Here is a 21,462-nt window from a genome sequence, read left to right as displayed (position 1 = left end):
CTCACATCCTTTCGAGTGCGCCGGTGCGCTGCACGCTGACGAGGTAGATCACGACGAACGCGATCGGCACGAGCGAGAAGGCGGCCGCCAGCGGCGGGTTGAGGTTGATGTTGGAGGCGATGACGCTGCCGATCATCTGCGTGTCGCCGCCGACGAACTTCGCGACCAGGTAGTCGCCCAGGCTGAGCGAGAAGGTGAAGACCGACCCGGCGATCACGGCCGGCTTGATCAGCGGCAGCACCACCGTGCGGATCGTGCGCCATGCGCCCGCTCCGAGGTCGGCCGCAGCGTCGAAGAGGTTCGGCGGCAGCTGACGGATGGCGGTGTACACCGGCACCGCCATGTAGGGCAGCCAGAGATACGTCAGCGTCAACACCACGGTGAAGGTCGAGAAACCCGGCCCCTCGATCCCGAGCGGGCCGACCAGCCAGTTGAAGAAGCCCTCCTGTGTGAAAGTGATGCGCATGGCGATCACCTTCACGAGGTATCCCGCCCACAACGGCAGGGTGATCGAGACGGCGAGCACGGCACGCAGCCAGGGCGAGGCGACCTTCGCCATGAAGATGCCCAGCGGGATCGAGATCGCGATGGCCAGCGCAGTCACCCCGAGAGCGATCGCGAGGGTGCGCACCGAGGTGGTCAGATATGCGGGGTTGGTGATCAGCTGCTCGAAGTTGCGCAGGGTGAAACCCGGCTTCACCTTGGAGGTGAACGGGTCAGTGACCCAGAACGCAGTCACCAGCAACATGACCAGCGAGAAGATGTAGATGCCGATGAGCCAGGTCATCGGCAGGGCCAGCAGGCCTGCGATCCGTGCACGACGGTTCATGTCGATCCTGTCTTCGTGAGGGGATGCCGGAGGCGGGAGATGGCCCCACCCCCGGCATGCGGGGTCAGCCCTTGACCGTCACCCAGGCGTCGGTCCACTGCTGGAAGTTGGTGCAGGTCACGTCGGTGCGTCCGTCGATGCACTGCTCGATCGGCGTGGTCCAGAACCAGACCTTCTCGAAGTACTCCTCGTCCGTGGCGTTGTAGTAGTCGCAGTGCGCCTTCGCCTCATCGCTGGTGTCGCAGAAGGCGGCGTTGGCCGGAGCCATGCCGAAGTTCATGGCGATGGCGCCATTGACCTCGGGTGAGGACGCGTAGTCCATCCACGCGTACGCGCAGTTGGGGTTGTTCGACTCGGTCGCGAGCATCCAGGCATCCGACCACCCGGTCGAGCCCTCTTCGGGCAGCACGCTCTTGAAGCGCTCATCCTCGGAAAGCTTGCGCAGCACCTCCCACGACGTGCCGAGCACGGTCGTGCCCCCTGCGAACGACGTGATCTGCGCGGCGGGGTCCGACCAGTACTCCGAGACGATGCCGTTCTGCTGCTTGAGCAGGTCGATCGCCGCAGCCAGCTGGTCCTCGTCGAGCGCGTACGGGTTGGTGATGCCCAGGTCGGGCTCGTGCGCCATCAGGTAGACGGCCGCGTCGGCGATGTAGATCGGAGCATCGTAGGCGATGACCTTGCCGGCGTACGGGGTGTCCGCCTCCCACGCCACGTCCCAGCTGGTGGGCTCCTCGGTGACGACCTCGCTGTTGTACTGCAGGATGTTCGCGCCGCGCCCGATCGGGATGCCGTAGGACTGACCGTTGATGGTGTCGTAGATCTGCCCCTTCATGCCCTCGACGATGTCGTCGCCGAAGTTCGGGATCAGGTCGAGGTTGAGCGGCTGCACATCACCACCGGCGATGAGGCGCAGGCTGGCGTCACCAGATGCCGAGACGAGGTCGTAGTCACCTGTGCGCATGAGCTGCACCATCTCGTCGCTGGTGCCGGCGACGCGGCGGTTCACGGTGCATCCGGTCTGCTCGGTGAAGGCATCCGTCCACGCCGGCTCGACGAAGCCCGACCACGCAACGATGTTCACCTCGCTCTCGGTGTCGCCGAGCTCGGCGAGCATGGGGACATCGGGCACGTCGATGGCGAGTCCGCCGCCGGAGTCGGATGCCCCGGAGCATCCGGTCAGGGCCAGTGCGGCGGCTGCGGAAACGGCCGTGACAGCCAGGATCTTCTTGCGCATGTGATCTCTCCTTCGTGATCAGTGGGTACGGCGATAGGTGCTGCGATGGGACGGGTGGAACAGTTTCAGGGCAGGCGTGCGGCGTCGGCCGGACTCCATGCGGCACGCACGCGATCACCACGGCGGAGTCCCGCGCCGGCGAGGTCGCGGGCGTTGGGCTGCTCGGCGAGCAGATCGACACCGGCGTCGGTGGTGATCAGAAAGCGCGTCGCCGGGCCTGTGTAGACGACCTCGGAGATCGTCCCGACGAGGCCGATCTCACCGTCGGCGAGCGTATCGGTGTCCGATTGCAGGCGCACCCGCTCGGGGCGGATGCTCATCGTGTGCCGATCACCGGTGAGCTCATGGGCGAGGTCTGCGGCGATGAGGTTCGACAAGCCGAGGAAGCGTGCGACGAACTCGGTCTGCGGGCTTTCGTAGACCTCCCGCGCGCTGCCGACCTGCTCGATGCGGCCATTGTTGAAGACGGCGACGCGGTCGCTGAGAGTCAGCGCCTCTTCCTGATCGTGGGTGACGAAGATGAACGTGATGCCGACCTCACGCTGGATCTGCTTGAGCTCGATCTGCATCTGCTCGCGCAGCTGCTTGTCGAGTGCGCCGAGCGGCTCGTCGAGCAGCAGCACCTGCGGACGCATGATCAGCGCTCGCGCGAGGGCGATCCGCTGACGCTGACCGCCCGAGAGCTGGTGCGGGAGCCGGTCGGCGACATGGTCCAGCCGCACACGGCGCAGCGAATCCCCCACCTGCTGCGCCCGCTCGGCCTTGCCCGCACCCTGGACGCGCAGTCCGTAGCCGACGTTGTCGGCGATGCTCATGTGCGGGAACAGGGCGTAGTCCTGGAACACCGTATTGACGTCGCGGGAGTGCGGTGGCGTGCGGGTGACGTCCTTGCCGGACAGGCGCACGGTTCCGGATGTCGCCTCTTCAAAACCGGCGATGATCCGCAGAACCGTGGTCTTTCCCGACCCGGACGGGCCGAGCATCGAGACGAACTCCCCCGGTTCGACACGGAGGTCGAGGTCGCGCACAGCGGTGAACTCGCCGAACGACTTGGTCAAGCCCGTCAGCGTCACGCTGCCACGGTCGGCGATCTCGCCGTTCGCGCTCTGCGCCGTGGGTGCGGCAATGCTCATGTCGTGCTCCTGGATCTTCGTCGAACTCGGGAAGGATTCGGTAAACATATAAAACCGTAGGACATATTTCAAGTCTTCCCCTCATCGGGACCCAGATGAGAGAATCAGGCCATGGAGTCGCTGACGTCACCCACCGGGGCCATTCCCGTCGTCGGGGCGTCCGCCGCCGAGCCCGCCGACCACCGTGGCACCCGCCCGCACAGGCTGCACGGCGCACTCTTCCAATCGATCGGTGACGAAGGGCGCGCCGAACTCGTCGAACGCCGCCTCGTCGATGCGATCCACCGCGGACACCTGCGCGCCGGGGAGCGGCTGCCCTCTGAATCCGAACTCGCCCGCAGTTTCGGCGTCGCACCGGTCACCGTGCGCGAAGCTCTGCTTGCCGTCCGCGGACGTGGCCTCATCGTCACCAAACGCGGCCGCAACGGCGGGAGCTTCGTCGTCGACGATGCCGACCCGCTGGTGTTCGCGCGCCGCACACTGGCGGCGACATCGCGCCTGACTCTGCGCGATCTCGGCGCGCACTACGCCGCCATCACCGCGTCCGCCGTGCGCCTGGCCGCGCGACGTGCCGACAGCAGCGAGACCTTGCGCGTACTGCGGCGCCTGGACCGCCTCGACGATCTCGATGCGGATCAGCAACGTCGGCTGCTCGACGACGTTCAGGTCGAACTCGTCTCGCTCAGCCAGTCCGCACGACTCACCCGCGAGCAGATGCGTCTGCAAGCCGAGTTCTCGCCCTATCTGCGTCTGGCCGCACCGGACACCCCGAGCATGCACCAGCAGGCGCAGACACTCACCGGCATCATCCGGGCCGTCGAGGCGGGCGACCCCGATGAGGCGGGCCGCCGCACCGAAGCGATGACGACGGACGTGATCGACACACTCATCCATCTGCAGAGCTCACCCGAGACCTCTGCCTGACACGGCAACATCGACGTGCACTGGAGGACGCGATGACAACTACCCTGACCACGGCCCCCGCCGAGGCCGCCCGAATCGTCGAGGCTTACTTCGACGCGCCCATCCGCTGTCTGCAGAACTGGGTCGAGCCGTGCGCGCACAGACTCTCGTCCACGCTGCGATCCGAACCGCTCGTGCGTGCAACGCTGGATGCCGTCGTCGAACCGTACGCGGCGCAGACGCTGAGCCTTCCGGGCGTTCCGGTGTACGGCGCCGGATTCATCGCCGCGATCGACCTGCTGTCGGACGCGCACAGCCACCTCGCCTGGTGGCAGGGCGACGACCACCGCAAGCTGGTGCTCGCCTCGCAGTCCGTCAACAAGGAGCACATCGACTACAGCGAGTTGGAATGGTATCGGGTGCCGATGCAGACGTTCCAGCCGCACGTCGCCGGCCCCTACGTCGACTACCTGTGCAGCGACGAGTACACCATCACGATCGCGGTCCCCGCCCTCGCCGACGGACGCTTCCTGGGCGTCGCAGGACTCGATCTGCTCGTCGCGGCCGTCGAACGAGAGCTCACTCCCCGCTTCACGGCTCTCAACCAGCAGGTCACCCTCGTCAACGGCGTCGGCCGCGTCGTGGTGTCGACCGATCCGCGCGTCGCGACCGGCGACTCGGTGCGCGGAACACGCCTGGCCGAACTCACGCGCATCTCGTGCGCCGGTATCGCTCTCGATGTCATCGTCGAGAACCGCTGAGCAGTAGATGCACGACGGCCGACTCTTGACTTACCCGGCCCGTCGGTGCACCCTTGCATTAGGCCAACTCAGCGCTCGGGAGACTCGCAGGCATTGCCGCAGCACCGGGCGCTGAGTTCTGTTGTCACCAGTGCCGCACGCGCTCAGTACGCCAGCAATTGCGCACGCGTGTTGCGGGAACGCATGAGCAGGGCGTACTCGTCGGCGGCCGCGTGCGGATCGCGCCCGGTGAGAGAGCGTTGACGCACGGCGGCGAGCTCAGTCGCATCCTTGATGAACGAGCGCATCAGCGGGCGCCGATCGCCGCGCAGGCCGGCAGCCCACTGCAGCCCCGCCTTGCGCCCCGCGGGTGTCGCGAGCATGACGATCTCCTGCGGCGTGAACCACCCCGCAGCCGCATAGTCGCCGAGGCGATGCCGGGTCAAGCGCGCTTCTTCCCTGCGCAGGCCGATGATCGCCAGGATGAATCCCACGAACAAAGGGATCTGCGTCGTCAGATACAGGAACAGAAAGTCTCCCAACAGCGACGAGCCGTTCCAATAGGCGTGCAAAGCGATCGCGCCGATCAGACCGAGGACGCCTGACCTCAGGGCCTGCCCCGCCGTGGCTCCCCGGCGTGCTGCCAGACCGATCGCGAAGCCGGTGAGCGCTGTGAACATGGCATGCGCGAATGGCGAGACCAACCCGCGCAGGATGAACGTCAGCGTCAAGTCGCTCGCGCCACCGGTGAGCAGGCTGATACCGAAGTACTGGATGTTCTCGGTGAACGCGAAGCCCGCGCCGATCAGCGCCCCGTAGACGACCCCGTCGACCGGGCCATCGAACGCCCGACGTCCGATCACGAAGATCAGAAAGACACCGAGGCCCTTCGCTATCTCCTCGACCACGGGCGCCTGGATCACGGCGCCGAAGAACTCGGAGCGCGTACCGACCGCCTTGGCCAGCAGCAGGTCGACGAGAAGGGTGATGCCCACCGATACGACGGCTCCCCAACCGAGCGCGAACACGACCAGGCTCTTCGGTTCGGGCTCCCAGCGGTCGATCAGTCGCACGCCGAACAGCACGATCCCCAGGGGGATCAGCGCGAGCACCAGTCCGACGGCCGATGCGCCAGCGCCGATGAACACCGTGAAATAGGCGATCAGTGCGATCAGCGCGAACACAAGCACGCCGTACACCCAGATCGAGACCGTCCGCCCCTTGCGCACCGGCATCGGCAGCTCGGGCATCGCCGGCGCCGGTGAAGGCGCAGCCGGGGCGGAGGAGGCGTGGGCGGCGGGTCGATCGAGCGCCGATGCGAACTCCGCGCGGCGGTCGGCTCCAAAGGTCATGCCAAAAGCCTAGAGGGAGCCTCGGTCGTGACCGTCATCGCTGCCGGTAGCGTAGAGACATGCGTTTCGCCCATCTGAGCACACGCGCTTCCGAGACCCCGCACCTCGCCGTCATCGACGGTGACCATGCTGTCCTCGTCAGCGATCTCCTCTCCCCCGCCCCGGACACGCTCCAGCAACTCATCGAGGGCGGTGATGAGCTGCTCGATCGTGTACGCGCGGCATTCTCTGCGAGCACGGCACCGCGGCATCCGCTCGATGCCCTCCAGTTCGGCTCCGCCGTCCTCGCGCCGCCCGCGATCCTCGCGGTCGGCCTGAACTACGCCGCCCACTCCAGCGAACTCGGCCTCAAGACCGACACGGCACCGACCGTGTTCACCCTGTGGCCCAATTCGCTCACCGGGCACGGCTGCACCACGTCATGGCCGCGCGCGCTCAGCGAGTCGATCGACTACGAGGCCGAGCTCGGGGTCATCATCGGCCGTCCCACCAAGGACGTCTCCGCCGAAGACGCCCTGGACTCCGTATGGGGCTACACCGTCGTCAACGACATCACGGCACGCGACATCCAGTTCGCCGAGGCGCAGTGGTCGCGGTGCAAGTCGTTCGACGGGTTCACACCCACCGGGCCCGTCGTCGTGACCGCCGACGAGATCGCCGATCCGCAGGACCTGCACATCTGGGCGGTCGTCGACGGCCACACGGTGCAGGATGCCAGCACCGGGCAGATGGTGCGCTCTGTCGCGACACTGATCGCCCACCTGTCGACGTCAGTCACTCTGCAGCCCGGCACGCTGATCTCAACGGGCAGCCCCGGCGGAGCCGGCTACTCGCGCGACCCGCAGATCTTCCTGCGCGACCGTTCCACGGTGACCGTCGGCATCGCCGGAATCGGCGAACTGACAACACACTGCCGCATTCTGGACTGATCGCGAAGACGACGAAGGCGGTACCCCGGCTGGGGTACCGCCTTCGTCGTCTCTGCGATCAGTTCTCGGGCAGATCCTCGGCCGCGATCACGGGGATCGCCGCCGTCACGGTCTCAAGACCCGACAGGCGTGCGGGCGAGATCTGCTTCATGACCTCTTCGCGCGTCATCAGGCCCGCCTCGACCACGAGGTCGGCGACGTTGCGGTTCGTCAGCAATGCCGTCTTGGCGAGCGCAGCCGACGCGGCGTAGCCGATGAAGGGCGTCAGCGCGGTCACGACACCGACCGACGCACCGACCATCGCGCCGAGCCGGTCGCGGTTGGCGGTGATGCCGTCGACGCAGTTGACGCGCAGCGTCCACATCGCCTGCTGCATCCAGGTGATCGACTGGAAGATCGAGTGCGCGATCACGGGCTCGAAGGCGTTGAGCTGCAACTGCCCGCCCTCGACGGCCATCGTCACCGTGGTGTCGGCACCGGCGACGGCGAACGCCACCTGGTTGACGACCTCCGGGATCACCGGGTTGACCTTGCCCGGCATGATGCTGGAACCCGCCTGCTTGGCCGGCAGGTTGATCTCACCCAGGCCCGCCTGCGGACCCGACGAGAGCAGGCGCAGGTCGTTGCAGATCTTCGACAGCTTGATGGCGTTGCGCTTGAGGCTCGACGAGAAAGACATGAACGAGCCGGTGTCACTGGTCGACTCGACCAGGTCGTCGGCGGTCTTCAGGTCGAGTCCGGAGATCTCGCGCAGGTGGTACAGCACCGCCGACGCGTACGCGGGGTGCGTGGTGATGCCCGTGCCGATGGCCGTGGCGCCCATGTTGATCTCGAACAGCAGCGAGGCGTTCTCGGTCAGGCGCTTGTGGTCGTAGCCGAGGGTCGAAGCGAAGCCGTTGAACTCCTGGCCGAGCGTCATCGGAACGGCGTCCTGCAGCTGCGTGCGACCGACCTTGAGCACGTCGTGGAACTCCGCCGCCTTGCCGAGGAACGAGCGGCGCAGCAGGTCGAGCTCGTCCAACAGCGAACGCAGGTTCAGAGACAGGCCGATCTTGATCGCCGTCGGGTAGACGTCGTTGGTCGACTGGCTGCGGTTGGTGTGGTCGATCGGCGACAGGTACGCGTAGTCGCCCTTCTGCCGGCCGGCCATCTCGAGCGCGATGTTGGTGATGACCTCGTTCGCGTTCATGTTGGTCGACGTTCCGGCGCCGCCCTGGATGACGCCGACGATGAACTGGTCGTGGAACTCACCGTCGATCACGCGCTGAGCGGCAGCATCGATGAGGTCCGCGCGCTCGGCGTCGAGGGTGCCGATCTGCTTGTTGGCGCGGGCGCTGGCCTGCTTGACCATCGCCAGGCCCCGGATCATGTCCGGATAGACCGAGATCGGACGCTTGGTGATCGGGAAGTTCTCTTCAGCGCGAGCCGTGTGCACCCCCCAGTACGCGTCTGCCGGGATCTCGAGGCTTCCCAGCGAATCGGTCTCGGTGCGGGTCGGAGCGGGCGCGTCAGCGGCCATGTCACTTCCTTGTGGGTGGTGGCGAAAGGGAAATCGGGGGATGCCACCAGTCTACGCCGAATGGGGATCGGGCTTTCTTGAGAACGCCTCCAGACGCTCCTGCGGTGAGAGCCGGGCCATCCGCTCTGCCCACTCCGGGCCGAAGAACGCGCCCGTGGGAGCATCCGTGACCGGGACGACAGTGTGCGTGATGGTGTCGGGATGCACGTGCACCAGCTGGAATGCCTGCGCGGCGTCCATCCCGTCGACCGCAACCGCCGGTCGCGCGACGTTCATCGTGTAGCAGGTGGCAGATGCCACGCTGACCGGGACGCCGGCGAACACGCCGTGCGCCGAGTAGTGCAGGTGGCCGGCGAGGATGCCGCGCACATCCGTTCCGCGGATGACATCGGCGAGCTCGTCCTGATGCCGCAGCTCGAGGATGTCGAACAGCGGTACATGACTCGGCAAGGGCGGGTGATGCATCGCCAACAGGGTGCCGTGTGGAGCGGGCTTCCGCAGCTGGTCGCGCAGCCAGTCCAGCTGCTCTGGATCGAGATCCCCGTGATGCCATCCGGGAACGCTCGTATCGAGCGCGATAACGCGCAGGCCGTCCAGATCCCAGGTGCCCGTGACGGGCAGCTGGGTGGGTGCGAGATCGAGCAGGTGCTCACGCATCGCCGGGCGCTCGTCGTGATTGCCGGCCACCCAGATGACGGGGCAGTCGAGCTCAGCCGCGAGCGGCTCAACGGCGGACCGCAACCGAAGGTACGCGTCAGGTTCGCCGAGGTCGGCGAGGTCGCCGGTCATGACGATCGCAGACGGTCGCGCCTGCGTATCGCGGATGGCCGCCAGCGTTCGCGCCAGACCCGCATCGACGTCGTAACGCTCCCCCAGCCGTTCACCCCCGGCGAGCAGATGCGGATCGCTGACGTGCACCAGCACGTGGGATGCCGGAGCGTGCCGACCGAACGCGTAGGAAGCGGGCATGCGTCCAGCGTAGGTCCGCGTGCGGTCCCGAACGCCTGTGCCGCGGCGCGTCGTGTCAGTGCGCGATGACGATCACCAGCACGCCGCCGATCACTGCGGCCCCGCAGACCGCGAAGCACGTGTACGCGCCCACGCGCGCCAGCATCCGCTGTCCCTCTGTCAGAGGGCTGCGCTTGGCTGCCTTCGCAGCCGCTTTCTCGGCGCGGCGGATCTCCTTGTCAGAGACGATCGTGATGGCATCCGTGAACTCCACCGGCCCGACAACGGGCGCGCGCCCGCCGCGCACGAGCAGACGCAGCCCCAGCGCGTAGAAGGTGACGACGATACCGGCCCCGGCCAGTGCGGCCAGGAACACACTCAGGAACGCACCCCAATCGATGTCGACGCTCATCGCTGCACCTCCTCATCGGCAGAAGAATCCCACTCGGCGAGTTCGGCCCGAGCACGCCGGCTGGCGCTGAGCACCTCCCACTCCTGAGCCGCCTGCTGCGCTTCGGCGTGTTTGGACGCTGCGCGATCGGCCGCCTTCCGCGCCGCCTTGAGCTCAGCGGGCGAGCCGCCGTTCTTCTTGAGCTTCTTGGCTCGGCGCGCGGCCTTCTCGGCCTCATCGGCCTTGCGCTCGGCACGGTCGAGAGCACGGACCAGCTCCATGCGGCTGGCACGGCGTGTGGGGCCGGGCACCTCGGGAACGTCCACGGCGTGACCGGAGTCGGCGACGTCGCTCATGGCATTCGAGGCGTTGACCTCGTCGCGGCGCGAGTACAGATAGAGACCCACGATGATCACGAGGGCGAGAATCGCGTCGATCAGCACGCCGACGTTGCCCCAGAGCACGACCAGCCAGGCGGCAAGGCCGCCGACGGCGCCGGCCGCAGGGAGCGTGAGCAGCCACCCGATGCCGATGCGACCGACGGTGCGCCAGCGCACGATCGCGCCGCGACGCCCCAGACCAGAACCGATCACCGAACCGGAGGCGACCTGCGTGGTCGAGAGCGCGAAACCGAGCGCGCTCGAGGCGAGGATCGTCGCGGACGTGGAACTCTCGGCCGCGAAGCCCTGCGCGGGCTTGACCTCGGTCAGCCCCTTGCCGAGCGTGCGGATGATGCGCCATCCGCCCAGGTAGGTACCGAGCGCGATCGTGAACGCGCATGCCGCGATCACCCAGAACTCGGGGTTGTGATAGTCGTCGGACGTCGGGTCGCCCGTCTGCCAGCCCACCGTGATCAGAGCGAGGGTGATGACACCCATCGTCTTCTGCGCGTCGTTGGTGCCGTGGGCGAGGGCGACCAGCGACGAGGTGAAGATCTGCCCCCACCGGAATCCATCGCGCCCGTCGGGCTTGCCGTCGTAGCGGCGCGTGATCGAGTACGCGATCTTGGTCGCGAGGAACGCGATGATGCCGGCGGTCAGCGGGGCGATCAGCGCGGGAAGGATGACCTTCGACATCACGACGCCGAAGTTGATTCCGCTCAGGCCGACACCCACGAGCGTCGAGCCGATGAGACCGCCGAACAGGGCGTGCGACGAGCTGGAGGGCAACCCCAGCAGCCAGGTGAGCATGTTCCACGTGATCGCGCCGATCAGACCGGCGAAGATCAATTGCGGCATGATCGACAAGTCGATCTGGTCCTCGCGCACGATGCCACCCGAGACGGTCTTGGCGACCTCCGTCGACAAGAACGCGCCGACGAGGTTGAGCAGCGCCGCCAGGAGCACCGCTGTCTTCGGCTTGAGCGCTCCGGTGGCGATCGGTGTCGCCATGGCGTTCGCGGTGTCGTGGAATCCGTTCGTGAAGTCGAAGAACAGTGCCAGCGCGATGACCAGCACGACGATGAGGGCTGCGGTTTCCACCGGTCTCTTTCGTTGGGGCTTGAGGGACGTGCCGAGGAGTCGGCGTGACGAACGAAGAGTTCACCGTGGGTTCAGCGTGTGTTAACCCGTGAGAATCCTCCCACCCCGACCGGAGCCGGTCAACTCGTCTCCGGTAGCGTGGAGCGGTGAGCGAATCCAGCATCCAGCCGCCGGTCGCGGCCCGACGCCCCATCACCCGCACTCATCACGGCGACGTCTTCGTCGACGACTACGAATGGCTCCGCGCAAAGGACGACGCCGAGGTGCGCAACCACCTCGACGCCGAGAACGCGCACACCGACGCCCGTACCGCGCACCTCGCGCCACTGCGTGAGCGCCTGTTCGACGAGGTTCGCGCCCGCGTACTCGAGACCGATCTGTCGGTGCCGACACGGCGTGGCGACTGGTGGTTCTACGGCCGCACCGAAGAGGGCGCGCAATACGGCATCCAGTGCCGTACCGCGGCGACCGGCGACGACTGGACTCCCCCCGTCCTCGAACCCGGCGTACCGGTCCCCGGCGAAGAGGTGCTGCTCGACGGCAACGCCGAGGCCGAAGGGCACGACTTCTTCTCGTTGGGCGCCTTCGACGCCTCTGACGATGGCCGCAGGCTGCTGTGGTCAGTCGACGTCGAGGGCTCCGAGCTCTACACCGTGCATGTGCGTGACCTCGCCACCGGTGAGGCGCTCATCACGCCGATCGAGAACACCGCGCAGGCGTTCTTCACGCCCGACGGCACCGGCGTCCTGTACACCACTCGCGACGAGGCGTGGCGTCCGGACGCGCTGTGGCTGCGCCGGATCGGCACGGACGCTGATGCGGATGTGCGGCTGTTCCACGAGCCCGACGAGAGGTTCTGGCTGGGCGCCGGGATCACGCGCAGCAAGAAGTACCTGCTGATCGACGTCGGCTCGAAGATCTCCTCGGAGGAACTGCTGGTCGACCTCGCCGACCTCACCGCCGAGCCGCGCGTGATCTGGCCACGACGCGACGGCGTCGAGTACGCCGCCGACCACGCCGTCGTCGACGGCGAGGACCGGCTGCTGATCCTGCACAATGACGGCGCCCTCGATTTCGAGCTTGTCTCGGTGGCCGTCGATGCTCCCGACGGTGCACGTCAGGTGCTGCTTCCGCACACCCCGGGGCGACGCCTGCTGGATGTCGACTGCTTCCGCGATTTCGCGACCGTCGAGTACCGCAGCGAGGGTCTGCCCCGCACCGCGCTGATGGACCTGCGCACCGGGGAACTGCAGCAGATCACCTTCGAAGAGCCGCTGTACGCGGCCTATTTCGGCGGCAATCCCGAATGGCACCAGCCGTTCCTGCGAATGGGCTACACCTCGTTCGTGACGCCGTCGACGGTGCTCGAACTCGACGTCGCGACCGGTGAGCAGCACATCCGCAAGCAACAGCCTGTGCTCGGCGGGTACGACGCCGAGCAGTACGGACAGCGTCGGGTGTGGGCCACCGCGCCCGATGGTGTGCAGGTGCCGATCTCGCTGGTGTGGAAGCGCTCGTTCGGCGAACCCGGCGACGGCATCCGCCCCGTGCACCTGTACGGCTACGGATCGTACGAGCACTCCATCGACCCCGGATTCTCATCCATGCGCCTGTCGATGCTGGACCGCGGTGTGGTCTTCGCCGTGGCGCACGTGCGCGGCGGCGGCGAGATGGGACGGCACTGGTACGAGGACGGCAAGGAGCTGCACAAGCGCAACACCTTCACCGATTTCGTCGCGTGCGCCCGGCACCTGATCGACACGGACGTGACGACGCCCGAGCGCATGGTCGCCGAGGGCGGCAGCGCCGGCGGCCTGCTGATGGGCGCCGTCGCCAACCTGGCGCCCGAGCTGTTCGCCGGCATCGTGGCGGGCGTGCCGTTCGTCGACGCGCTGACGTCGATCCTCGACCCGTCGCTGCCGCTCACCGTCGTGGAGTGGGACGAGTGGGGCGACCCGCTGCACAACGCCGATGTGTACGCGTACATGAAGTCGTACACGCCCTACGAGAACGTCCGCGACGGTGTCGACTACCCGCGCATCCTTGCGGTGACCTCGTTGAACGACACCCGCGTGCTGTACGTCGAGCCCGCTAAGTGGGTGGCTCGGCTGCGCGAGGCGGGCGCCTCGGACGTGCTGATGCGCTGTGAGATGTCCGCCGGCCACGGCGGCGTCAGCGGCCGCTACAACGCGTGGAAGGATCGTGCGTTCGAACTGGCGTGGATGCTGGACGTGCTCGGCCTGGCCGATACCGACCAGGCCGGCACCGACCAGGAGGACTGAGACCCGACGACGGGGCGGCGGATGCTGGAACGCCAGGCGCTCAGCCGAACAGCGCCGCCGCCTCTTCGTAGCGGGCCACCGGAACGGTGTTGAGCTCACCGAGAGCCTCTGCGAACGGCACCCGGACGATGTCGGTGCCGCGCAGCGCAACCATCTGCCCCCAGTCGCCGTCGACCAGGGCGTCTGCGGTGTGCAGGCCCAGTCGCGTGGCGAGCACCCGGTCGAAGCCGGACGGCGAACCTCCGCGCTGGATGTGCCCGAGCACGGTCGACCGCGTCTCGATGCCCGTGCGTCGCTCGATCTCGGGAGCCAGAATCTCGCTGATGCCGCCGAGACGCGGCCGGTTGAACGCGTCAAGACCCTTGTCGCTGTAGGCCTCTTCCATGCCCGTCAGGGTGAACCCCTCCGAGACGACGACGAGCGGAGCGCGGCCGCGATCGGAGGCGCTGGTGACCAGGGCGCAGATCTCGTCCATCGACATCGGCACCTCGGGGATGCAGATGACATGCGCACCCGCCGCCATGCCGGCGTGCAGCGCGATCCAGCCCACGTGGCGGCCCATCACCTCGGCCACCATGCAGCGCTGGTGCGAGTCACCCGTGGTGCGCAGCCGATCCATCGCGTCGGTGGCGATGTTCACGGCCGTGTCGAAGCCGAACGAGTAATCGGTGGCGCGTAGATCGTTGTCGATGGTCTTCGGGACGCCGAGTACGTTGATGCCGTCCTTGGCGAGGCGGTCGGCCGCGGCGAGCGTGCCCTCACCGCCGATCGCGACGATGCCGTCGATCCCGTGATCGGCAAGGGTGCGGGCGATGTTCTCCGCACCGCCGCGCGGTCCTTCGTAGGGGTTGGTGCGGCTGGTGCCGAGAATCGTGCCGCCGACCTTGGACAGGCCTTTGACCTCATGACGGGTGAGCGGGAACATGTCGCCGTCGACGACGCCGCGCCAGCCGTCGCGGATGCCCACGAACTCGAGGTCGTACGCGGTCGTGCCTTTGAGGACGATTCCACGGATGACGGCGTTCAGGCCGGGGCAGTCGCCGCCACTGGTGAGAATACCGATCTTCATGCTGCCGCCTTCGCGCTTCAGGAATGGAAAAGAGATGAGGCGACGCTGCCCGCTCTCGACACTAGTGGGCAGAACGGGTGGATGCCATTCCAGAGGCGATGAAAACCGATGATCTTGCACGACAACATGCATCGATCTCCACTTCTTGAGCGAATCCTCCGCATGAGACGCAAAGAGGGCGTCAAGAACAATTGTTCTTAACGCCCCCTCGGAGTGCTGTGACGATCAGGCGGCGCCGAGCGCCTCGCGCAGCAAATGCATCAGCGCGGCCATCTGCACCGACTCGCTCGGCTCGGCGGATGCCGCCTCGCCGTCGAGAGCCCTGGCAGCCAGCCCCTGCTTCTGGTCGATCAGCTCAGCGATCTTCGTGTCGAGAGTGTGGGCGGCGATGATGCGCCATGCCGTCACCGGTTCGTCCTGACCGATGCGGTGCACGCGGTCGATCGCCTGGGTCTGCTCGGCAGCCGTCCAGCTCAGTTCAGCCAGCACGACGTTCGATGCCACCTGGAGGTTCACACCGACACCCGCCGCAGTCAGCGAACACACGGCGATGCCGACCTCAGGGTCGGTGTTGAATGCATCGATCGCCTGCTGCCGCGCCGGAGTGCTCTGGTCACCGCGGATCGAAACCGCCTTGATGCCCGACGCGGCGAAGTGCGCCTCTGCCTGGTCCATGACATCGACGTGCTTGGCGAAGAAGACGACCTTCTGCACCGAGCGCTGCAGTTGTGCGGCGTAGTCGGCCGCCAGCTGCGCCTTGGCCTGGCCGATCCGCCGCACCATCGTGAAGACGTTGTCGCCGCCGGTGCCGGCGGCCTTCGACTCTTCGAGCTCGTTGTGGGCGACCAGGCGCACGATGTCGTCATCGATCTCGCCGTGCGCGACGGCGCCGGGCCGGTCTCCGCGCGCCTCAATGATGCGCCGGTACTTCGCGGCCATCCGCTCGCCCAGCTCACGTTCGGCCTGGCGGATGCTGCGGCCGAACTCGTCGTCCAGCTGCACGGGCAGATCGGCGACGAGCTTGTCGGGCAGGTCCGCTGCGACGTCCTTCTTCTTGCGGCGGACGATACCCATCGAGATCACGGCCTCGCGTGCCTCGGCGTAGAAGGTCTTGTCGGCGGGCGTCAGGCCCGTGGCATCCAGCTTCTCCATCAGCTCGGGTCCCGGCTTCTCACCGTTCGTCCAGCCGAGGAAGCGCCAGATCGCGTCGAAGTCTTCGACGTCGTTGATCAGCGGGGTACCGGTCAGTGCCAGCATCAGCGGGTTGCGCTCACGCTCACGGATGCGCGAGGCCAGGGCCAGCACGTTCTGGGAACGCTGTGACGAGAGGTTCTTGATGAAGTGCGCCTCGTCGACCACCATGCCCTTCAGCCCGATGGAGCCCAGCCAGGAGAGGTGGCGGTCGAGGATCTCGTAGTTGACGATGAACACATCGGCGAAGGCATCGATGTCGGCACCGTCACCCGCGATCACGGTCGCACGCCGCTGCGGCGTCCACCGCTCGACTTCACGGGCCCAGTTCATCTTCACCACGTTCGGCACGACGACCAGCAACGGATACGCGCCCGCCACCGACGCGGCGAGCACCGATTGCGCGGTCTTGCCCAGTCCGGGTTCGTCGGCAAGCAAGAAGCTGCGGTGTCCCGCGCGCACGGCCTCGACAAAGCGAGATTGGTGCACCATCACCTCGCGCCCCTTCGGCGAGATGTGATCGTACTCGGGCGTGGGCGGCAGATCCATGGTCGCCGCTCCCCCGCCGGCCCCCGACTCGAACGCCTTGTACAGCGGGCCCATGAGCTCCCAGCCGTCCAGCCGCCGACGCGGCACCGCGGCGGGGCGCGGCGTCAGATCGGGCGCGAGGAACGGGTTGGCGAGCTGGCGCGACTCGACCGAGGGCGGCGTCACCTGCTTCTCGGCGATCGCCGCGGGCACGATGGGCGCGCGCGTCGGCGCCACGTCGGTGATGACGAGCTCCTCGGGCGCCAGCTCGGCGCCCGACTCCAGCAACCAATCGCGACGCATGCGCTTTGCCACCGGGGACGTCGCCTGGTCGGCCTCCAGCAGCTGGATCAGCGAGGTGTCGCGAGCCGCGGTCTTCGCCAGGATCGTGGCCACGCCGTCGAGGCGCTTGAGCAGTTCGACACGGGCCGCGTCGGTCAGTTCCGCATCAGCCTTGACCCGGGCGCGCTCCTCGCGCACCAGAAAGGCTATGACCTGGAACTTGACACGGTTGGTGGGGCCGAGCTTCGAACGCTGGGCCTTCGCCTCGATCTCGCGCACCTTGCGCGCCAGGATCGGGATCAGTGGTGCCTCGTCGTCGCGACGAGAGGTCTTCTTGCGCCGCGGTGCGGCGGTTGCCGTGGTCGGCATGCTCCTCCTGAGCGTGTGTGCCGAAGCGCCGAAGGGGCCTTCGGTTCCGTTGCGGTCATCCGCGTGTGGCGCCAGCCAGGACCGTGCGGATGCAGGTGCTCGATCTGCGCGTTGCGCGGCCGTCGATCAGCACCGGTACCAAGTTTACGACATGTGCGCCGGATATCGACAGAAACGACACCGCGCCGCCCATGGAACCACGGCTCAGAGCGTGATCAGAGGCCGAGGCGCGCTCGTGCGTCCGCGACGTCCGCTGCGATCTGATCGATCAGCGCGGCCATGCCCTCGAAGGCGACCATGCCGCGCAGATGAGCGGTGAACTCCACCGTGACGCGATGACCGTACAAGTCGAGACCGTCCTGGTCGAGCACGTGCGCCTCGACCTGCCGGCGCGATACGTCGTCGAAGGTCGGATTGGTGCCCACCGAGATCGCGGCGGGATACCGCACCCCGGTCGTATGGTCTGTCATCCAGCCGGCGTAGATCCCATCTGCGGGGATCAGCGCATCCACCGTCTCGGACAGGTTCGCCGTCGGGAAGCCGAGCTCACGCCCGCGCTTGAGACCGTGCACGACTTCACCCGAGACGGCGACCGGGCGTCCGAGCACAATCGCAGCCTGCGCGACGTCGCCGGCCGCGAGCAGTTCGCGGATCCACGTCGACGAGACCCGTCGCCCCTCCCCCTGCGGGAACACATCGCCGATGACATCCACCGAGAAGTCGTGCTCCGGCCCCATGTGCTTCAGCAGCTCGGGTGTTCCCGCACCGCCGTTGCCGAATCGGAAGTCCTCGCCGACGAGCACCGTGGCGACGCGCAGCGCATCGACGAGGATCGTGCGGACGAACTCCTCGGCAGGGACCGACGCCAGTGCGCTGTCGAAGGTCAGCACGAGCGTTGCATCCAGCCCGCTCTCTCCGAGCAGTTCGAGCTTGCGATCCAGCGACACCACATTGTCGGGGCAGAGCTGCGGGCGCAGCACCTCGAGGGGGTTGCGGTCGAAGGTCACCGCGACGGCACGTGCGCCGATGGCGCGGGCATCCTCTTGCACCTTGCGGATGATCGCCTGGTGTCCGACGTGCACGCCATCGAACTTGCCGATGGCGACGACGGTGCGACCGAAATCGGCCGGCACCTCGGCGGGGTCACGGAAGACGATCACGAATGCTCCTCACCGACCGCGACGGGGTGCTGACGGCTGCGTCGCAACCACCAGATACCGAAGACCGGCAGCACGAGCGGGACGAACACGTATCCCATGCCGAAGTACGACCACACGCTGTCGTGTCCGAACAGCGACGGCACGAGCAGACTCAACGCTCCCACCACAAGCACGCCGGTGAGCTCGAAGACGATGGCCACCCACGCCACCTGGTACCACCCGGGTCGATCCGCGAGCACGAGAGCGAGGGTGGCAAGGATGTAGACCGCCGCGGCAACGGCGGAAAGGGTATAGGCGAGCGGGGCCTCGTCGAAGCGGCGGACGATCTGGACGAAGCTGCGCCCGGTGGCCGCCAGCGCCATCACGGCGTACACGATGACGAGCACTCGGCCGACGCCCGTCATGCGGTTGCGTGTGGCGGTGTGGGACATTGCGTGCTCCATTCTAGGCGGCCGGCAGCGTCCAGATCGTCTGCATGCGCCAGAGCATGATCGCCAGCGAGACGGCGACGACACCGAGCACGACGGTGCTCCAGCGCCCGCGCTCCAGCAGCGCCCAGGCGATCCCGCCGATCGGCAGCAGCACCGCGGCGATCAGGTAGACCCAGAACTCCAGCAGATCGCCGGTGGGCGGGTTGCCCGCGAACGGGGCGATGATCGCGATCACCACTTGCGCGATCAGCAGCAACTCGACCAGCAGCAGGCTGCCGACCGTGTAGTCACTCGGACGACGACCGGCGAACCCGGCGATCAGGCAGAACAGCCCCGCCGCGAGCGCCACGACGATCTGGACCACGGTGAACCACAGGATCATCCCTGCACCTCCGGCATGTTCATCGCACTCTTGATATCGGCACCGCGCGTCTCGACGACGCCGATCAACGCACCGTGCGGGTCGATTGCGGCGACTTCGGATGCCGTCAGCCGGGACGACTGCCCGTGCAGGCGCTTCCCGTGTCTGAGGTCCCGCGCCTCCTGTTCAGTGACGTGCAGCACGGGCATCACGCGGGCCGCCGCTGCGGCTGCGGTCAGGGTTGAGGCTCCTTCCAACGCGTCGATGCCCACGGCATCCGCCACGTCGAACTCGCCGACGCGCGTGCGCCGAAGTGCTGTGAGGTGCCCGCCGATGCCGAGAGCCGCACCGAGGTCCCGCGCGAGCGCGCGGATGTACGTGCCCGACGAGCAATCGACGATGACGTCGAGATCGATGAAGCCGTCGGTGTCACGGCGCGCAAGCACGTCGAAGCGCGACACAGTCACCTGACGTGCTGCCAGTTCGACCTCCTCGCCCGCGCGTACACGGTCATAGGCGCGCTTGCCGTCGACCTTGATCGCCGAGACGGCGCTCGGCACCTGTGCGATCGGGCCCGTCAGATCCGCGATGCCCGCCGCGATGCGTTCCGCGGTGATAGCCGCGACGGCGTCGTGAGCTGCACGTTCGAGCATCTCGCCCTCGGCGTCGTCGGTGGTGGTTGCCGCGCCCAGACGGATGGTCGCCGAGTATGTCTTGTCAGCCCCGACGATGTAGGTCAGCAGACGCGTCGCGCCCTCGATACCGATCACGAGCAGCCCGGTCGCCATCGGATCCAGCGTTCCGGCGTGCCCCACCTTTCTCGTGCCGAATGCGCGTCGCGTGCGGGCGACGACGTCGTGGCTGGTGAGGCCACCGGGCTTGTCGACGAGCAGGATGCCGGGGGTGAGCATCCCTCCAGTTTAGGCCGCGTCGCTGACGCTTCCCGCCGCAGCAACGACCCCGTGACCGCAATAGGCTGAGAGGATGCCCGCACCGACCTCGCCGCCTGCCTGGAGCGATGCTCTCTCCGACTGGTACGGGCGTACCGCACGGGACCTGCCCTGGCGCCGCGCGGACTTCTCCGAGCAGTACGGCGCGTGGGGAACGCTGGTGAGCGAGTTCATGCTGCAGCAGACGCCTGTCGCGCGCGTGATCCCGCATCTGGAGGCCTGGTTGGAGCGCTGGCCCACGCCGGCGGCGATGGCGACGGCCACCCCGGCGCAGGTCGTGCACCAGTGGGCGAACCTCGGCTACCCGCGCAGGGCGCTGTGGCTGCACCGCGCAGCCGTGCAGGTCGTGGAGCATCACGACGGGGTCGTGCCCCGAGAGGTGTCGAAGCTGCTGGAGCTGTCCGGGATCGGTGACTACACCGCGCGCGCCGTGGCCGTCTTTCACTACGGCGACCGCCACCCCGTCGTCGACACCAACACCCGCCGGGTGATCGCTCGTCTCGTCGAGGGGCTGTCTGCTCCGGAACCTCCGTCCGCGCGCGACCTGACGCGGATGAGCACGCTGCTGCCCGAAGCGCGCGCCGCATCCTCGGTGTTCAACGCCGCCATGATGGAGCTCGGCGCAGTCGTCTGCACGGCACGCTCCCCGAAGTGCGAGGTCTGCCCACTGGCATCCGACTGCGCCTGGCTCAAAGCGGGTCAGCCGCAAACGGGCGATCGTCGGCGCCGACAGGCGCGCTACGAAGGCTCGGATCGCCAGGCGCGCGGCGCACTGCTGCGCATGTTGCGCGAGGCGCCCGAGCACCGTGTACCCGCGGGTGTCGCCGCCGAGCATTGGCCCGATGGCGGTCAGCGTGACCGGGCGATCGACTCGCTCGTCGCAGATGGACTCATCGAGGCATCCGACGGCGAGTTGCGCCTCCCGGCGTGAGACGCGTCAGGACTCGTCGTCCTCGTCCCGGCGATACGGGTCGGTCTCGCCCGCGTGGGTTGCGGACGACGCGAGCTTCGCCACCTCGGCGTCGCGCTCGCGGGCTTCGCGCAGCAGGTCGGCGATGTGACCGGCGTTCTCGGGCAATGCGTCCGGGATGAACTCCAACGTCGGCACGAGGCGGATGTTCAGCTGGCGGCCGACCTCCTTGCGCAGCAGGCCCGTGGCCGAGGTCAGCGCCGCGCCGCTGGACGCACGCTCCTCGTCGGTGCCGAGCACGGTGTAGAACACCGATGCGTGCTGCAGGTCACCGGAGACGCGCACGTCGGTGATCGTGACGAACCCGAGGCGCGGGTCACGCAGCCCCTTTTCAAGACGCTCGGCGAGGATGACACGGATGCGATCCGCCAACCGTGCCTGTCGTTCTCCAGCCATTTTCCTACCTC

20 protein-coding genes are annotated in these 21,462 nt (G+C 67.5%); 5 read left to right on the top strand and 15 right to left on the bottom strand.

What is annotated here, in order from left to right:
• Position 1: 1 nt before the first annotated feature.
• From JF543_RS07780 to JF543_RS07770, 3 genes are all read right to left on the bottom strand, one after another.
• Positions 2-829: an ABC transporter permease gene (locus JF543_RS07780; protein WP_206550046.1), complete on the bottom strand. Its 828-nt coding sequence runs from the start codon at positions 827-829 to the stop codon at positions 2-4.
• Positions 830-893: 64 nt separating this feature from the next.
• Positions 894-2,066, bottom strand: coding sequence for an extracellular solute-binding protein (locus tag JF543_RS07775; protein ID WP_206820663.1), 1,173 nt, complete (start codon positions 2,064-2,066; stop codon positions 894-896).
• A gap of 65 nt (positions 2,067-2,131) precedes the next feature.
• The gene (locus tag JF543_RS07770) at positions 2,132-3,199 is read right to left on the bottom strand and encodes an ABC transporter ATP-binding protein (protein WP_206823604.1); all 1,068 of its coding nucleotides are present in this window, start codon (positions 3,197-3,199) and stop codon (positions 2,132-2,134) included.
• Positions 3,200-3,310: 111 nt separating this feature from the next.
• Between JF543_RS07770 and JF543_RS07765 the strand changes: the two genes are divergently transcribed.
• Together JF543_RS07765 and JF543_RS07760 are read left to right on the top strand one after the other, a co-directional pair.
• The gene (locus JF543_RS07765; RefSeq protein ID WP_206820665.1) at positions 3,311-4,123 is read left to right on the top strand and encodes a FadR/GntR family transcriptional regulator; all 813 of its coding nucleotides are present in this window, start codon (positions 3,311-3,313) and stop codon (positions 4,121-4,123) included.
• 32 nt (positions 4,124-4,155) lie between these two features.
• Positions 4,156-4,863 carry a cache domain-containing protein gene (locus tag JF543_RS07760; protein WP_179411121.1) on the top strand — a complete coding sequence of 236 codons (708 nt, stop codon included), beginning with the start codon at positions 4,156-4,158 and terminating at the stop codon, positions 4,861-4,863.
• 143 nt (positions 4,864-5,006) lie between these two features.
• Here JF543_RS07760 and JF543_RS07755 read toward each other — a convergent pair whose 3' ends face one another.
• Positions 5,007-6,194: a PrsW family intramembrane metalloprotease gene (locus tag JF543_RS07755; protein ID WP_242519415.1), complete on the bottom strand. Its 1,188-nt coding sequence runs from the start codon at positions 6,192-6,194 to the stop codon at positions 5,007-5,009.
• Between the two features lie 59 nt (positions 6,195-6,253).
• Here JF543_RS07755 and JF543_RS07750 point away from each other — a divergent pair, with 59 nt between their 5' ends.
• The gene (locus JF543_RS07750; protein ID WP_206823603.1) at positions 6,254-7,123 is read left to right on the top strand and encodes a fumarylacetoacetate hydrolase family protein; all 870 of its coding nucleotides are present in this window, start codon (positions 6,254-6,256) and stop codon (positions 7,121-7,123) included.
• A gap of 58 nt (positions 7,124-7,181) precedes the next feature.
• On the opposite strand, the gene JF543_RS07745 is transcribed toward JF543_RS07750, so the two are convergent.
• The 4 genes from JF543_RS07745 to JF543_RS07730 are packed head-to-tail and all read right to left on the bottom strand — an operon-like array spanning position 7,182 to position 11,462.
• Complete coding sequence (locus JF543_RS07745; RefSeq protein WP_179411123.1) at positions 7,182-8,642, bottom strand: aspartate ammonia-lyase; 1,461 nt, start codon at positions 8,640-8,642, stop codon at positions 7,182-7,184.
• Positions 8,643-8,693: 51 nt separating this feature from the next.
• Complete coding sequence (locus tag JF543_RS07740; protein WP_206823602.1) at positions 8,694-9,611, bottom strand: phosphodiesterase; 918 nt, start codon at positions 9,609-9,611, stop codon at positions 8,694-8,696.
• Positions 9,612-9,666: 55 nt separating this feature from the next.
• Positions 9,667-10,002, bottom strand: a complete 336-nt coding sequence (locus JF543_RS07735) for a peptidase (RefSeq protein ID WP_179411125.1) — start codon at positions 10,000-10,002, stop codon at positions 9,667-9,669.
• Entirely contained in the window at positions 9,999-11,462 is a 1,464-nt protein-coding gene (locus JF543_RS07730; protein WP_179411126.1) for an inorganic phosphate transporter, read from the bottom strand. The genes JF543_RS07735 and JF543_RS07730 overlap by 4 nt, the downstream gene beginning before the upstream one ends.
• A 146-nt stretch (positions 11,463-11,608) precedes the next feature.
• Between JF543_RS07730 and JF543_RS07725 the strand changes: the two genes are divergently transcribed.
• The gene (locus JF543_RS07725) at positions 11,609-13,744 is read left to right on the top strand and encodes a S9 family peptidase (RefSeq protein ID WP_347401122.1); all 2,136 of its coding nucleotides are present in this window, start codon (positions 11,609-11,611) and stop codon (positions 13,742-13,744) included.
• A gap of 40 nt (positions 13,745-13,784) precedes the next feature.
• Here JF543_RS07725 and JF543_RS07720 read toward each other — a convergent pair whose 3' ends face one another.
• The 6 genes from JF543_RS07720 to truB form a co-directional block, all read right to left on the bottom strand.
• Positions 13,785-14,813, bottom strand: a complete 1,029-nt coding sequence (locus tag JF543_RS07720; RefSeq protein ID WP_179411127.1) for a 6-phosphofructokinase — start codon at positions 14,811-14,813, stop codon at positions 13,785-13,787.
• 225 nt (positions 14,814-15,038) lie between these two features.
• Entirely contained in the window at positions 15,039-17,183 is a 2,145-nt protein-coding gene (locus tag JF543_RS07715; protein WP_179411128.1) for a DEAD/DEAH box helicase, read from the bottom strand.
• A 215-nt stretch (positions 17,184-17,398) separates the two neighbouring features.
• Entirely contained in the window at positions 17,399-18,343 is a 945-nt protein-coding gene (locus tag JF543_RS07710) for a bifunctional riboflavin kinase/FAD synthetase (protein WP_179411129.1), read from the bottom strand.
• Positions 18,340-18,747 carry a hypothetical protein gene (locus JF543_RS07705; protein ID WP_179411890.1) on the bottom strand — a complete coding sequence of 136 codons (408 nt, stop codon included), beginning with the start codon at positions 18,745-18,747 and terminating at the stop codon, positions 18,340-18,342. The genes JF543_RS07710 and JF543_RS07705 overlap by 4 nt, the downstream gene beginning before the upstream one ends.
• 40 nt (positions 18,748-18,787) lie before the next feature.
• Positions 18,788-19,156, bottom strand: coding sequence for a hypothetical protein (locus JF543_RS07700; RefSeq protein WP_206823600.1), 369 nt, complete (start codon positions 19,154-19,156; stop codon positions 18,788-18,790).
• Positions 19,153-20,046, bottom strand: coding sequence for a tRNA pseudouridine(55) synthase TruB (gene truB, locus JF543_RS07695; RefSeq protein ID WP_206823598.1), 894 nt, complete (start codon positions 20,044-20,046; stop codon positions 19,153-19,155). Before truB ends, JF543_RS07700 begins: the two co-directional genes overlap by 4 nt.
• 73 nt (positions 20,047-20,119) lie before the next feature.
• Here truB and JF543_RS07690 point away from each other — a divergent pair, with 73 nt between their 5' ends.
• Positions 20,120-21,016, top strand: a complete 897-nt coding sequence (locus JF543_RS07690) for an A/G-specific adenine glycosylase (RefSeq protein ID WP_206823595.1) — start codon at positions 20,120-20,122, stop codon at positions 21,014-21,016.
• 6 nt (positions 21,017-21,022) lie between these two features.
• Here JF543_RS07690 and rbfA read toward each other — a convergent pair whose 3' ends face one another.
• Positions 21,023-21,451, bottom strand: coding sequence for a 30S ribosome-binding factor RbfA (gene rbfA / locus JF543_RS07685; protein WP_179411133.1), 429 nt, complete (start codon positions 21,449-21,451; stop codon positions 21,023-21,025).
• Positions 21,452-21,462 lie beyond the last annotated feature (11 nt).

The sequence above is a fragment of the Microbacterium esteraromaticum genome (genome assembly GCF_017303215.1).
GTDB classification, from domain to species: domain Bacteria; phylum Actinomycetota; class Actinomycetes; order Actinomycetales; family Microbacteriaceae; genus Microbacterium; species Microbacterium esteraromaticum_C.
Note: the sequence above shows the minus strand (reverse complement) of the source record. Positions and strands in the feature narration are given on the sequence as shown.

Excerpts from the sequence above, each read along its gene's own strand:
- JF543_RS07720 (WP_179411127.1), bottom strand. The coding sequence starts at position 14,813 with ATGAAGATCGGTATTCTCACCAGTGGCGGCGACTGCCCCGGCCTGAAC.
- truB (WP_206823598.1), bottom strand. The coding sequence starts at position 20,046 with ATGCTCACCCCCGGCATCCTGCTCGTCGACAAGCCCGGTGGCCTCACC.
- JF543_RS07765 (WP_206820665.1), top strand. The coding sequence starts at position 3,311 with ATGGAGTCGCTGACGTCACCCACCGGGGCCATTCCCGTCGTCGGGGCG.
- JF543_RS07690 (WP_206823595.1), top strand. The coding sequence starts at position 20,120 with ATGCCCGCACCGACCTCGCCGCCTGCCTGGAGCGATGCTCTCTCCGAC.
- JF543_RS07745 (WP_179411123.1), bottom strand. The coding sequence starts at position 8,642 with ATGGCCGCTGACGCGCCCGCTCCGACCCGCACCGAGACCGATTCGCTG.
- JF543_RS07740 (WP_206823602.1), bottom strand. The coding sequence starts at position 9,611 with ATGCCCGCTTCCTACGCGTTCGGTCGGCACGCTCCGGCATCCCACGTG.
- JF543_RS07760 (WP_179411121.1), top strand. The coding sequence starts at position 4,156 with ATGACAACTACCCTGACCACGGCCCCCGCCGAGGCCGCCCGAATCGTC.
- JF543_RS07780 (WP_206550046.1), bottom strand. The coding sequence starts at position 829 with ATGAACCGTCGTGCACGGATCGCAGGCCTGCTGGCCCTGCCGATGACC.
- JF543_RS07735 (WP_179411125.1), bottom strand. The coding sequence starts at position 10,002 with ATGAGCGTCGACATCGATTGGGGTGCGTTCCTGAGTGTGTTCCTGGCC.
- JF543_RS07705 (WP_179411890.1), bottom strand. The coding sequence starts at position 18,747 with ATGACGGGCGTCGGCCGAGTGCTCGTCATCGTGTACGCCGTGATGGCG.
- JF543_RS07750 (WP_206823603.1), top strand. The coding sequence starts at position 6,254 with ATGCGTTTCGCCCATCTGAGCACACGCGCTTCCGAGACCCCGCACCTC.
- JF543_RS07770 (WP_206823604.1), bottom strand. The coding sequence starts at position 3,199 with ATGAGCATTGCCGCACCCACGGCGCAGAGCGCGAACGGCGAGATCGCC.
- JF543_RS07700 (WP_206823600.1), bottom strand. The coding sequence starts at position 19,156 with ATGATCCTGTGGTTCACCGTGGTCCAGATCGTCGTGGCGCTCGCGGCG.
- JF543_RS07715 (WP_179411128.1), bottom strand. The coding sequence starts at position 17,183 with ATGCCGACCACGGCAACCGCCGCACCGCGGCGCAAGAAGACCTCTCGT.
- JF543_RS07755 (WP_242519415.1), bottom strand. The coding sequence starts at position 6,194 with ATGACCTTTGGAGCCGACCGCCGCGCGGAGTTCGCATCGGCGCTCGAT.
- rbfA (WP_179411133.1), bottom strand. The coding sequence starts at position 21,451 with ATGGCTGGAGAACGACAGGCACGGTTGGCGGATCGCATCCGTGTCATC.
- JF543_RS07775 (WP_206820663.1), bottom strand. The coding sequence starts at position 2,066 with ATGCGCAAGAAGATCCTGGCTGTCACGGCCGTTTCCGCAGCCGCCGCA.